We start from the raw sequence: 12484 nt of genomic DNA, 5'->3' as shown, positions 1-12484 counted from the left end.
CTATAAATGTAAGTATAACTGATAGATTCCCGGAAATCACTTTTACGGTATGAGAGGAACAGCATATGGTTACATACGTCTGTCTTGGAATTTTGTTTCTTTATGTCATCTTCAAAGCTATTATCTACCGTTCACGCCTGAAAAGAACACCTTCTCCCGAGCAGCTTAATAAGCTGGTCATTTCCATCCTGAGAAGCAGCGGGCAGCGTGACCGCGAATGATGAAGAAGCTGCCGGTACTGCTGACTCCTTATATTAAAACACGCTACCCTTATAGGAAGCTTAAAATTTGCCGCCGCTGCAATCATTTCACTGTGCTGGGAGAGGCGGATTGCCCGGTATGCGGCCATGCTGCCCTGCAAAACGTGGAGAAAAGGGCTGCCTCCATGCTGCAGCGCTCCATGTGGAAAGATTGGTTCGTCGTATTGTTGATCATGCTTGTCGGCATAGCGCTGAGCGAGTCCACAAAACAGACGATCCTGTTTGTTGCAGGAAGCTTGCTGCTGCTCGCTCTATTATGGACGATTCAGCGGCGGACGAAGTTTGCTTTATTGCATGTACAATTGGAAAAATTATTTCAAAATGAGGCTTATGCCCTCTGTAACGGCCTTGTTAAGGACCGGGAGGCGGCCATTAAAGTGTTTGAAAGCGGCAATAAACCGCTTGCCTATGAAATGCTGCGTGAAATCGGAGCACTTGTCCATACGGACCAGCTTCGGATCGAGCAAATTCTGCTGCTGCAATCGTTTGTGCTGCGCAAAGATATGGATCTCATGCTGGACCCGCTCCTGATGAATCATTTTAATTCCGACCTTGTCGAATATATTGGAGAACTCGCGAAAATAAGGCGGGACCTGCTGAAAGAAAATGCGTTCCGGTATATCCTGCTGCATGAGGCCCAGATTTTGAAAATGGAACATGGCGAGAGCATTCTCATCGGCGTTGCTGGTGCCGTAGTCCGAATGAAGCGATATATTACGCTTTATCCGCATTTGCTGCTGCGCTATGCGCGCAAGCTTCCCAAAGACCGTTTCCTGCGGCTCTATCGAATGATACAAAGCAGCCAGACCGCGAATAACGGCCCCTTATATGAAGAGGTTATGACCATTTACAACGAAAAGTACAAATGGGATGAAGACTTCCAGCGCGATAACAGGTGATGTGGCGGTTAGTTGAATCTGATGTTGTCCATGCTTTGGTATAACACAAAGGGGCTGACCCAAAAACCTGATGGTTTTTGGGTCAGCCCCTTCTCTATTGGCAAGCTGGTTATAGGATTGCCCAACCTGGGCTATTGTCTTATTCATATTCCCACAACTGCATTGCAGCCCCAATCATGCCGCCCAAGCTTCCATGGCTGGACGGCAGAATCCGGACGCCGGACTGAAAGGAAGACATCGCCCGCTTGTGCGTTTCTTCCTCGATTCGCCGCAGCAGCGGTTCGCCGACATCCGCGAGTCCTCCGCCGATAATAATCAGCTCCGGATTGCAGATGTGAAGCAGGCTTGCGATTGCTGCTCCAAGCGCTTCGAACGCGTCGTCCATGATTGCGGTCGCGTCGGGATCCCCCGAAAGCCAGCTTGCGATGATCCCTCGCGTATTGCGCGGTCCATCCGAAGCTTGCGTGCCCCTTTCGGCCAGCCGTTCATTCATCCGCTTTGCGATTGAGGTTCCGGACGCATAGGCCTCAAGGCAGCCTCTGCTGCCGCAAATGCAGGGAAGCCCGCGAAAATCGATGCTCATATGACCGATTTCACCGGCACCTCCCCATTTGCCGTGCATAATTTTACCGTCGTCAACGATGACACCGCCGATTCCCGTTCCAAGTGCCAGACAGATCATCTGCCTGATATCCTTGCCCGCGCCGGCATACAACTCGGCCAAGGCCAGGACATTGACGTCGTTATCGACATGGACGGGCATGCCAAATCTTTGCTCCATAAACGCCTTCAATGGCGTGCCGGTATACCCCGGCAGCAATTCGGATGCGTGCCGGATCGTCCCTGTCTGCCAGTCGACCTGCCCTGCAGTCCCGATGCCTATTCCCCTAAGAGCGATCCGCGGGTCGTTCCCATACGCCCAAGCCAGTAGGCGGGACACCGCAATGGCAATCCGTTCCACGACCGGACTCTCGCCCGCCCGCGTTGGAAGGCTTTCGGAATAAAGCGTCTTGCCATCATGGCTGATGATGCCGGCATTGATCTTCGTCCCCCCTATATCCACACCGATCGCATATAAGGATGCCGGGTCGTGAGAATAAATGCCCATCTTGCTCTTCCCCCTATCCGAGCTTCTGCCGAATCGCTTTGACATACCGGGCTGTAATGAGCTGCGGCCGGGTAATAGCACTGCCGACGACCACGTAGTCGGCTCCGGCATCCAGGGCGGCTACCGCATCTTCCGGTGTCCAGATTCGGCCTTCAGCGATGACAGGAATGTTCAGTTCCCCGCTCAAGCGGCGAAGCAGATTCAGATCCGGTCCTTCCAGCTGCTCGCTGTAGGACGTATACCCCGACAGCGTCGTCCCGACAAAGTCCGCACCCAGCTTGGCGGCGGCAGCGCCTTCCTCGTAGGTGGACACATCGGCCATGACCGCCGCGCCTTGTTCATGGACGAGTGCAAACAACTCGGCGACGGCATCCAGCCGCCCTTCGCGGTTTGTTACATCCATGGCCACGATCTCCGCGCCTGCGTCCAGAATTGCCGATACTTCTTCCGCCGTTGGCGTAATGAAGATGTCCGAGCCCGGGATTACCCGTTTGATCAAGCCGATCACGGGCAAGTCCACAGCAGCCTTGATCGCCCGGATATCATAGACTCCGTTCGTACGAATTCCGATGGCCCCGGCCGCCTTTGCGGCCTGGGCCATCTTGGCCATCGTATCCCCGCCGTGAAGCGGTTCGTCCTCGAGCGCTTGCGCGGATACAATCAACCCTCTGCGCCGGAAAATAGGTGATAAATTAGCCATGTGCACTTTCCTCCCGATCTTTATTTAACCGCTCCCATCGTCATTCCTTTGACCAAATGCTTCTGCACGAAGATCCCAAAGATGAGCATCGGAACCATAATAAATGTGCCTGCGGCAGATAACGGTCCCCATTCCGTACCTTGGAAGGTCATAAATGAAGTCACGAGCACAGGGAGCGTCTGCGTCCCTTTCCCCGTCATGACAAGCCCGATCAGAAACTCGTTCCAGGCCAGTACCATGGAGAGAATAAATGTTGCCGCCAAACCGCCTCTGGCCAAAGGAAGGATGATACGGAAAAATGTCCGGGTCTCCGAACAGCCGTCAACGAAGGCCGCTTCGCGAATTTCACCGGGAATATCCTCGAAGTACGTCACCAGCATCAGGACAGCGAATGGCAGGTTCATCAGCATATACATGAAAATGAGCAGCATATATGAATCGGAGATGCCGATTTGCACGGAGATGAAGTAGACCGGAAGCAGCATAAGAATCGGCGGGGCGACTCTGGAGCTCAATATGAATGTCATGATTTTGGATTTGTTTGGAAAACGAAAATAAGCGAGTGCATAAGAAGTGACTGTAGCGATACAAAGGCACAGCACGGTCGAGACAAGCGAGATGAATACACTGTTGCCAAACGCCAGGAAAAAGTCCGATCTGTCGAACACGTTACCGTAATTATCCAATGTAGGTTCGAAAAACCATTTCGGGGGAATCGCGAAAGCGTCCCGGCTATTCTTGAACGAGGTGGAGATCAGCCAAACGAGCGGGACCATGAAGAATATCAATATGCAGCCGACGCCCGCGTAAAACAACGTAGATTTCGTGATGCGCATCGTTCTCCCCCTCACCTTTTAGCTTTCGTCAGCCGGGTATATACCGTCGTGAAAATAAATGTAATGATGACGGTAATCGTCAAGTTAATCACCGTGGCATAACTGATGTTGAAATTGTTGAAGCCCTGGATGTATGCATACATATTTGTCGTTTCCGTCGCGAGCGACGGGCCTCCGCGCGTCATGACATAGATGATGTCAAACGTCTTGACACTGTCGATGATCCGCAGCAGGAACGCGATGATCAAGGAAGGCGCAAGCAGAGGAAGCACAACATGGCTAAAGCGCTGGAACGTCGAAGCGCCGTCGACTTCGGCTGCCTCCAGCGGCTCGCTCGGCATCGCGTCGAGACCTGCCGCAAGGATCAGGAACACGAACGGCGTCCACTGCCAGACGTCCGCAACGATGACGGACACCATCGCCAATTCCGTGCTGCCGAGCCAGTTAATCTTGCTGCTCAGCCCCAGTTGACCCAAATAATAATTGATGACCCCGGAATTCGGGTCATAGAACACGCGCCAGATTAAGCCGGATACAACCGGCGTCATGATCATCGGGATCAACAGCAGCGTCCGCACGAGCTTGCGCCCAATGAACGGACGGTTCAAATAAAGCGCCAAACCAAGGCCCAGCAGCAGCTCGATACCTGTTGCCGATATGGAGAAGACGATAGTCCGCCACAGAGAGCTCCAGGCCCGCGAATCTTGCAGCAGGGCGACAAAGTTATCCGCGCCGACGAACGACTTCGCCGATTTCACCAAATTAATGTCATGCAAAGCCAAATAAATCGAATACCCCATAACCACTACTGACATGATGCCCAGAATGAGCATCGTGGGCATGATCCAGGCACGGGGCCGGGTTTTAAACTGCCGAATCATCCGTTCCCCTCCTTTAAGGAGCCAAGCGACCGTCATGTTTGATTCTGCTGAGCATGACGGAGATGCTTGGCCTGTTTCCCAGCCGCAGGCCGATTATTTCGCGGACAGCAGCTTGTTGTTTAATTTGTTGGCTTCCTTCAGCACATCTGCAGCCGTCTTGTTGCTGAGCAACGCCTTGGAGATGGCTACACCTGTATTGTTGATCACTTCGTTGGATTGCGGAATTTGCGGCAAATATTGCGTGTTTCCGTTTGCGATCGCTTCCAGCATCGTATCCTTGAAGGCGCCGAATTTCGTCACGAAAGCGTCATCCTTCATCGCGGCCAGGGAAGATACGCCGGAATTCGGATCGATGGACATCGATTTGATTTGCTGCTCTTTCGAGGTCGCCCAACTCATGAACAACCAGGCTGCTTCCTTGTTGTCGCTAACCTTGGACAAGTACATACCATGAACCGCCAGCGATGAAGCGCCGCCTTTCGGATTGCTTGACTGCGTAGGTACGGGAGCGTATCCGACCTTGCCGACGATTGACGACTCTTTGGGATCTTCGTTGTATGCGCCGTTTACGGTTGCGTCGATCGTCATGGCCGCTTTGCCTTGCTGGAACAACAGGCGGTTTTCCTGCCAGCCGAAGTTCGCCACGCCGGTCGGACCGTATTTGTTCAGAATTTCCTGATAGAAGTCCAGCGCTTTGGCCGCTTCCGGAGTTTCGAGGTCCGTCTGCCCTTGTTCGTTCAACCATTGGCCGCCGAAGCCCCACAGGAAAGCCGCCCACACATACACGTTCTGGATCCCTTGTTCGCCGCGCAGCGTAATGCCCGCGATCTCGCCGTTTGACTTCTCTTTAACGGTCTTGGCGGCTGCCATCAGCTCGTCGAACGTCTTGGGAACCTCAATGCCATACTCCTCGAACAAATCTTTACGGTACATAAGGAATGTGCTCTCTCCATATACCGGCAAACCGTACATCTTGTCGTCAATCTTCATGGCGTTTAAATATTCGGGCACAAAGTCAGCTTGGTCATAGTCCGAGCTAATCGCCGCATTAGAGGCGAACGAGTCGAGAGGTTCGACATATCCGGCGTTTTGATATCCGTAGCCGTGAACGATATCATCCATGACAATGTCGTAGCGCCCGGAACTGCTCGAGAAGTTGATCAGCGCCTTGGACGTCAAGTCGCTGTAAGGAACGATCTCCAGATTGACCTTAATGCCCGTCTTCTTTTCGAACTCGGGAAGCATCTTCTGGATCGCATTGCTGGTCGAGTGTCCTTCGAGCAGTACGCTGATTTCCTTCCCTTTATAAGGCATGGCCACATCAGATGGCGAACCGTTGGTCCCGGTGTTGCTCCCATCCGCATTATCCGTTTTATTACCGCAACCTGAGATCAATACAGAAGTGGCCAGCAGCGCAAGCGTACCCCATTTTAACTGTTTGTTCATTTGTTGCTCCCCCTCTTTTCGATTAATCGATGGATGATGGTACGATGACCGGCAAGCCGGTCTGCAGAGATTGCTCCATGCATGTGGCGATCTGTACGGCGCGGTATGCTTCTTCGACCATGATCGGAAGCGGTGCATCTTCGGTTACCGCAAGTATAAAAGAGGTCAGCTCTTCTTTCATGATTCCCGTTAAGCGGCCATACATTTCCATGCCATACATCGTATCGGGATAAGTGAACCGGCCTTCTGTGTGACGCTGGATGTTCTGATTGACGATATTGATGTTGACGGCCCCTTCCGTCCCGACAATATCCAGCTTCGCGTCCAGCTCATAGTATTGGTCCGGCATGACCCAGCTCGTCTCGTAGCTCCCAACCGCGCCGGAAGCGAGCTTGAATGTCGTCACCGCCGCATCGCCAACGTTGAATTCATTCAAGCGGTTGCGCACCTCTACCGTGTACACTTCGACAATGCGATCCCCGGTCACCCATTCGATCGCGTCGATATCGTGAACGCCGAGGAACATGAGAACGGATGTCCTGCCTTTCAGCCTAAGCCCGTTCTGGTACGAATTGTTTCGTCTCGCGTACAGATGAAGCGGGCTGCCGAGCTGCCCGGAAGCGACGGTTTGCCGCGCATGATAGTATCTCGGATCCCAGCGCAGCGTATGCCCGACCATCATTTTGATTCCGGAAGCCTTCGCTTGTTCGACGATCGCTTTCGCTTCCTTCAAGTCCGTCGCGAGCGGCTTCTCCATGAGTACATGCTTGCCGTGCTTGCAAGCAAGCATAGCAAGCTCGTAGTGCTGATCATCCGACGTACAGATGCTGACTGCGTCCAGCTCCTCCATGCCAAACAGCTCTTCAAGACTGCCGGCCGCTTTCGTGCGGTACTTCTCCGCCATCTGCCGGGCATGCGGTTGGTAAATGTCGTATACCGCCGCCAGTTCCACTCCGGCGTGCTCCGTGTAAATCCGCGCATGGGTCTGCCCCATTACGCCTAACCCAATGACCGCTACTTTCATTTTCCGCACTGATGTCTGCCTCGCTCTCTTCATTAAAAACTCGTATTATTGTAACGCTTACATGATCAGTATAGAAATCTGCAAGAGAGGAAAATAGGAACGAGATCAAGAATAATGTTCACAATTCCGCGCTTCCATGATGAATGGATTCACATTTTATATAGGATTGTTCACGTTTTTAAGATGGACAAGAAGAAACCTCCTATTCCGAAGGAATGGAGGTTGTCGATCCGATTATAAAATTCGCCCTGTAACGTTTCGGGCTCATACCTTTGACCTTCTTAAAGATACGGCCGAAGTAATTAAAGTTATCGTATCCGACTTTCTCTGCGATCGCGTAGCTGGGCAAATGCGTATTCCGCAGCAGTTCCGCGGCTTTATCAATCCGTAAACCATTCAGGAATTCAATGAGACCCGTACCGGTCTCTTTTTTGAACAGAAAGCTTAAATACCCTTCACTCATCATCGTTCTCGCGGCGGCTTGCTTCAGCGTCATCCTTTCGGAATAGTGGTCTTTCATGTAGGTGACCAGCGCCAGGATTTCTTCCCGTCCCCGCTCCCGCGACGCTGAACGGACCCGATGCACATTCTGCGCAACGTAATGCTCGAACCATTGCTCTGCGAGGCGGATTCTTGTGAAGCCGATGATCTCGCTGTAAGCCGGCTGCTCGCCTTCGGCTTGCCGTTCTTCAGGAATTCCAAGCTTCCGGAAAGCGGTCTGCAAGGTATAGAACAGATCTAGGCAGGCTTGAATCGCTTGGGCGATTGGCGGCCTTGCGATTTTAACATTCGCTAATATTCCATCGATCTTATGCCGGATGGCTTCTTCGTCCAGTTGCTCGACGGCCAGCACCAGCTCCTTCTCATCCTGCCGGGAAATCAGTGATACGCCAAGCGATGAGTTGTTTAATCCTTGTTCAGCATGGATATACACGTGTTCCCCCGTCCCAAAAAAACTAGTCTCGAGAGCCTGTGCAGCTTCATTGTACCCTTCCGCCAGCTTGCCTGGTGATTCGCACCCGCCGCTGAACCCGATATCGACCGCTATTCCGGTGAAGCGTCCGGCCGCGCTCGCCAAGTCTTTCCCGATTTCCCTTAACCGTTCTGCCGAAATCTCGTCCTTCAGCCACAAAACGAGAACAACTTCACGCTCCGAGGATCTCGCTAGCGTCGTTCGGACCCACTTCTGCGCATTCAACTCGAGTACATGACCCAACGTCGCGGCCGCTGCCGGTGGAACGAAAGCTGTTTGCGTCGTCTCATCTTCGGTCACTCTCGCAAGCGCAATATAAGCCCGGTGCCGGGAGAAGCTTTCCAACAGCGCCTGACGGTTCATGTCCTCCAATCGGATTTCACCCTCCATGCAGCGGCACAGGAGATCTTCCAGTGTTTCACGCGGGGACGAGGTGTGCCCGTCCTCTTTTGGATTGGCCGAAGCCGACTCGCTGGCCGGTTCGATCCGACTAGCCGTTTCGCGCAGTAAATGAATCAATTTGTCCGGATCGACCGAAGCTTTCAGAATATAATCGTCAGCGCCCAGTTTCATCGCGCTTCGGACGTAATCAAATTCATCATGGCTGCTGAGCACGATGATCCGGATTTCCGGTCGCTTTCGCTTAACCTCTTTGATCAATTCGATCCCGTTCATATTTGGCATCTTAATATCCGTTAACAGAATATCTGGGTTAATTCGATCGAGCAAAGCGAGCGCTTCCACTCCGTCTCCAGCTTCCCCCGCGTACCGGAATCCGTTTCCTTCCCAATCGATGGCGGATTTCATGCCGATTCGCACAATAATCTCGTCATCAACCAGCATGACTTTAATCGGCATGCTTTTGTCCCTCCTTTTTTCGCAGGAACGGTAACCGGAACGTTACCGTTGCGCCTTCGCCCGGCCTGCTGTCGATCGCAAGGCCGAACCCTTCTCCGTATTGAAGCCTGAGCCGTTCATGAACGTTGCGCAGCCCGATCCGTTTTGCCTCATCGTTCTCTTCTACCAGCTCATCTGCATCAAGCCATGTTTGAAGTTCCTTTAACCGCTCCATGCCGATCCCTATGCCGTTATCGCTTATTGTCAGGAGCAGGATCCCCCCTTCCTGATGCGCTTTCACTTCGATGACTCCTTTTCCGGGCAATCGTTCCAAGCCATGCTCTATGCTATTCTCGACGACCGGCTGCAGCATGAACTTTATCGTCTCTGCTTGAAGAAGGTCCTCCGGCACGTTGAAGACGATGTCCAGCTTCTCATTGAACTTCAGCTTCATCAAAACGATATAGTTCCGAAGGTAGTCAACTTCTTCTCCCAGCGTATTCATGCTGCTTCCCCGCACGATGCTTCCTTCCAGCAAGCCCGCCAGACTGGAGAGCATTTGACCGACTTCCCGCTCGCCTCTCACATAGGCGGTCCACTTGATATTATTCAGCGTATTGAGAATAAAATGCGGATTGATCTGGGCTTGCAGCGCGCGAAAGCGCATCTCTTCCTTCTGTTTGTATTCGTCTTTGACGCGGTGCAGCAGATCTTTCAATTGCCCTAGCATTTGGTTATATGTCTTCTGCAGCACGGATATCTCTTTGGGCCCATTCACTGTAATGGGGCTGTTGAATTGATTGTTTTCCATCCCCGTCATCTTCTTGACCATCACGACCAGCGGTCTTGAGATATTGTTCGCGATCGCAATAGTGAGCAGGACAAACAACGCGAGGATCATGCCCGAGACCGTGAGGTTCGCCTTCCGAATATCGAAAATCTCTTTGAACACCGTGTCGTACGGAATGATCTGGACGATTGTCCAGCCCGTCTGGCTGATGCCGTAATAATTCACGAGTTTCTTCTCTGCACCCTTACCAACGGTTGCTTGACCCCGGGAGGTCTCCTTAAGATCCATAACCGCGTATTGGGTTGGCAGCGCAGCGCCAAGCTTGCTCTTGTCTCCGCTTGAGATGATCGTCCCGGACGAATCAGCTAAATATATCTTCCCTTCCAGCCCCGTGATATAGCTGTATAAATCCTCCTCCGACTTGCTGTAAAGCAGCACGCCAAGCTTGCGGTGCGTCTGTGGTTCCTGGATCAATCGCACCAGGGAGACCGTAGGCCGTTTGTCTGCGAATGTGTAATTTGTTTGTCGGAACACCCAAAGCAACTGATTCGGAGTTGTATTTAAATGGGCGAGCCAGTCGCTTCGCATGATCTCGTTATAGACTTGAGGCTCTGTGTATCTTGACGTAGTCATATGACCGATATTATCCATCACCGCAACAAAAGAAGTGTGATTGGATCTGGACACTTTGTTCAGCTCACTAATCTGCAGCTCATATTTCTCATAAGGAGTAAGCGCTTCCGGATCCTGCAACAATTGGATGACGCGAGGGCTCTGCGCGATCTCGTTGGCGGCTGCGAACATTTCTTCCGTGGCGTATTCGATATTGCGGCCTGCCAATTTCAGCGCTTCCTGAGCAGAGTATCCAATCTTCGCTTTAATCGCTTTCTCCAAGGGCTTATCCAAATAATAGAAGGTAAACAATAAGGGAAGGATCAAAATGATCAGAACCAGGAAAATAATCTGGTTTCGTATGGATATTTTCTGGGAGAGGATGCCTAACCGGATGTTCATCGCCAATTCTCCTATCGCTTCGATTATTCAAACAAGTGTAAACCCGCCGAACTTTTCTGTAAAGAGGCGCGGCTGCCCTCCTGTTCTATAACCCCATACAATCCCATTCAGAAGCTTATAGGATATCATTGGAGGACAAGGGTTTGCTTCAATAAAAAAACAACAAGACCACATTATACATGGCCTTGTTGTTCTTCAGCTTAGAGCTTGGCGTTATCGTGCAAGATCCCGCGTGCCAGCATCGATTCAGCGAGCAGAACTGCGCCTTTGCCTGCACCCATCTTCGTGTTGTGGGAAACCAGTACATATTTAACGCCGCCAAGCACGGCTTCCTCTTCCAGCCTTCCCATGCTTGTCGTCATCCCGCCTCCAAGCTCCCGATCCAGTCTGGGCTGCGGCCGGAATGGGTCATCGAAAATATGAATCATTTGCTCGGGCGCGGAATGCAAGCGTGGGCCGGCGAAGGGATTATAGCCGCGGATAGCTTCTTTAATTTCAGCTAAGCTGGCTTGTTCCTTCAGACCGACAAATACAGACTCGGTATGTCCGTCAATCACATTCGCTCTTGTACAGATACAATTGACATTAATCTCGGCAGGCGTAATGCCCTCTCCGGAATAGCCGCCGAGTATTTTCAGCAGCTCTCTTCGGACCTTTCCTTCTTCATTAGGAATGTAGGGGATGATATTGTCCAGAATATCCATCGAACGAACCCCTGGACTTCTTCCGGCTCCGCTAATGGATTGCATGGAAACCATAAGAACATTCTGCACGCCAAAGTGTTCCTGTAATGGCTTTAACGTGATCGCAAGACCCGTCACCGTACAATTGGGTACTGGCAGAACGAATCCCTTCCAGCCGCGTTCCTGCTGCTGTTTGCGAATTAGATCCGCATGATCGTCATTGACGCCCGTGATGAGAAGCGGCGTATCCTCGAAATATCGAAATGCGGATGCCGTCGAGAAGGTCGGAGTCGTTTGGGCAAACCAGGGCTCCAATTCTTTGGCCAGATCGGATTCGATAGCTGTGAAAATAACATCAACCGAGGTCGGCGAGAATTCCTTTGAGGATACGACCGGAACATCCAGCATATCTTCGGGTATCGGCGTATTTTGTATCCATCTCGAAGATCCGTCTGCTTCAAGCAAAGCTTCTTTATACGAACTCAAGGTTCTGGATGTGACCATAACAACGACTTCAAAATTCGGATGCTGCGTCAAGGCCTGTACGAACTGTTGGCCGGCCATGCCTGTTGCTCCGACGATTGCTGCTTTTAAACGTGACATAGGCTCACTCCTCTTATAGTATGAATTAGTAGCTTTCAACAATTAACAAAACAAAAAAATCCCACCCCCAAGACTATAATAGTCTCAGGGACGAGATAAATATGCTCGTGGTACCACCCGGATTTACTGATATGTCGCCATACCAGCCTCTTCAAGTACGTGCATTAATAAACGAAAATGCAGATACTCTAGCTCTATAACAGGAGCTCCTGTTACACCATCTCCTCCTGAAGGATCCAATGTACTGCTCAGAGGCTTTCTTCAGTAAAGTTATCTTCACTCCTTTTCAGCTGACGGAGCTCTCTGTGGAAGAACGCTTCATTTACTTTTCTCATCATCGCATTTATTAAATATTTGAAACAGTATACTAGATAACTGAAGAAGAGTAAAGATATTTTAAAGCTGTTCGCGATTTACCACCATGTGCTAG

The 12484-nt window shown here is 51.5% G+C and carries 11 protein-coding genes and 1 other annotated feature; of the genes, 2 read left to right on the top strand and 9 right to left on the bottom strand.

Going from position 1 to position 12484, the window contains the following annotated elements; all coding sequences use genetic code 11:
- Nucleotides 1–65: 65 nt before the first annotated feature.
- Nucleotides 66–221 carry a hypothetical protein gene (locus IEY46_RS08110; protein WP_188990809.1) on the top strand — a complete coding sequence of 52 codons (156 nt, stop codon included), beginning with the start codon at nucleotides 66–68 and terminating at the stop codon, nucleotides 219–221.
- On the top strand, nucleotides 218–1159 hold the full coding sequence (locus tag IEY46_RS08105; RefSeq protein ID WP_188990807.1) for an FmdB family zinc ribbon protein: 942 nt from the start codon (nucleotides 218–220) through the stop codon (nucleotides 1157–1159). The genes IEY46_RS08110 and IEY46_RS08105 overlap by 4 nt, the downstream gene beginning before the upstream one ends.
- A 139-nt stretch (nucleotides 1160–1298) precedes the next feature.
- Here the strand turns inward: IEY46_RS08105 and IEY46_RS08100 are convergent, their stop codons facing one another.
- The 9 genes from IEY46_RS08100 to asd form a co-directional block, all read right to left on the bottom strand.
- Complete coding sequence (locus tag IEY46_RS08100; RefSeq protein ID WP_188990805.1) at nucleotides 1299–2267, bottom strand: ROK family protein; 969 nt, start codon at nucleotides 2265–2267, stop codon at nucleotides 1299–1301.
- A 13-nt stretch (nucleotides 2268–2280) separates the two neighbouring features.
- A complete protein-coding gene (locus tag IEY46_RS08095) occupies nucleotides 2281–2967 on the bottom strand; it encodes an N-acetylmannosamine-6-phosphate 2-epimerase (protein WP_188990803.1) in 687 nt (228 codons plus the stop codon).
- Nucleotides 2968–2987: 20 nt separating this feature from the next.
- A complete protein-coding gene (locus tag IEY46_RS08090) occupies nucleotides 2988–3803 on the bottom strand; it encodes a carbohydrate ABC transporter permease (RefSeq protein WP_188990801.1) in 816 nt (271 codons plus the stop codon).
- 11 nt (nucleotides 3804–3814) lie between these two features.
- Nucleotides 3815–4684 (bottom strand): carbohydrate ABC transporter permease, encoded by an 870-nt coding sequence (locus IEY46_RS08085; protein WP_188990799.1) that lies wholly within the window; start codon nucleotides 4682–4684, stop codon nucleotides 3815–3817.
- Nucleotides 4685–4777: 93 nt separating this feature from the next.
- A complete protein-coding gene (locus IEY46_RS08080) occupies nucleotides 4778–6130 on the bottom strand; it encodes an ABC transporter substrate-binding protein (RefSeq protein ID WP_229750142.1) in 1353 nt (450 codons plus the stop codon).
- A 22-nt stretch (nucleotides 6131–6152) separates the two neighbouring features.
- Nucleotides 6153–7154, bottom strand: a complete 1002-nt coding sequence (locus IEY46_RS08075) for a Gfo/Idh/MocA family protein (RefSeq protein WP_229750206.1) — start codon at nucleotides 7152–7154, stop codon at nucleotides 6153–6155.
- A gap of 202 nt (nucleotides 7155–7356) precedes the next feature.
- Nucleotides 7357–8985: a response regulator gene (locus tag IEY46_RS08070; RefSeq protein ID WP_188990796.1), complete on the bottom strand. Its 1629-nt coding sequence runs from the start codon at nucleotides 8983–8985 to the stop codon at nucleotides 7357–7359.
- Nucleotides 8975–10768, bottom strand: a complete 1794-nt coding sequence (locus IEY46_RS08065; protein ID WP_188990794.1) for a sensor histidine kinase — start codon at nucleotides 10766–10768, stop codon at nucleotides 8975–8977. Before IEY46_RS08065 ends, IEY46_RS08070 begins: the two co-directional genes overlap by 11 nt.
- Before the next feature lie 200 nt (nucleotides 10769–10968).
- Entirely contained in the window at nucleotides 10969–12054 is a 1086-nt protein-coding gene (gene asd / locus IEY46_RS08060) for an aspartate-semialdehyde dehydrogenase (RefSeq protein ID WP_188990792.1), read from the bottom strand.
- Nucleotides 12055–12137: 83 nt separating this feature from the next.
- Nucleotides 12138–12401, bottom strand: a binding site (T-box leader).
- Nucleotides 12402–12484 lie beyond the last annotated feature (83 nt).

Source organism: Paenibacillus nasutitermitis (genome assembly GCF_014641075.1).
In the GTDB taxonomy this organism is placed as follows: domain Bacteria; phylum Bacillota; class Bacilli; order Paenibacillales; family Paenibacillaceae; genus Paenibacillus_Z; species Paenibacillus_Z nasutitermitis.
This window is presented reverse-complemented; position numbering and strand designations above follow the sequence as displayed.

What these genes read in the sequence shown, in the direction of transcription:
- IEY46_RS08075 (WP_229750206.1), bottom strand. Translation starts at nt 7,154, where the DNA reads ATGAAAGTAGCGGTCATTGGGTTAGGCGTAATGGGGCAGACCCATGCG.
- IEY46_RS08085 (WP_188990799.1), bottom strand. Translation starts at nt 4,684, where the DNA reads ATGATTCGGCAGTTTAAAACCCGGCCCCGTGCCTGGATCATGCCCACG.
- IEY46_RS08080 (WP_229750142.1), bottom strand. Translation starts at nt 6,130, where the DNA reads ATGAACAAACAGTTAAAATGGGGTACGCTTGCGCTGCTGGCCACTTCT.
- IEY46_RS08095 (WP_188990803.1), bottom strand. Translation starts at nt 2,967, where the DNA reads ATGGCTAATTTATCACCTATTTTCCGGCGCAGAGGGTTGATTGTATCC.
- IEY46_RS08110 (WP_188990809.1), top strand. Translation starts at nt 66, where the DNA reads ATGGTTACATACGTCTGTCTTGGAATTTTGTTTCTTTATGTCATCTTC.
- IEY46_RS08100 (WP_188990805.1), bottom strand. Translation starts at nt 2,267, where the DNA reads ATGGGCATTTATTCTCACGACCCGGCATCCTTATATGCGATCGGTGTG.
- IEY46_RS08090 (WP_188990801.1), bottom strand. Translation starts at nt 3,803, where the DNA reads ATGCGCATCACGAAATCTACGTTGTTTTACGCGGGCGTCGGCTGCATA.
- IEY46_RS08065 (WP_188990794.1), bottom strand. Translation starts at nt 10,768, where the DNA reads ATGAACATCCGGTTAGGCATCCTCTCCCAGAAAATATCCATACGAAAC.
- asd (WP_188990792.1), bottom strand. Translation starts at nt 12,054, where the DNA reads ATGTCACGTTTAAAAGCAGCAATCGTCGGAGCAACAGGCATGGCCGGC.
- IEY46_RS08070 (WP_188990796.1), bottom strand. Translation starts at nt 8,985, where the DNA reads ATGCCGATTAAAGTCATGCTGGTTGATGACGAGATTATTGTGCGAATC.
- IEY46_RS08105 (WP_188990807.1), top strand. Translation starts at nt 218, where the DNA reads ATGATGAAGAAGCTGCCGGTACTGCTGACTCCTTATATTAAAACACGC.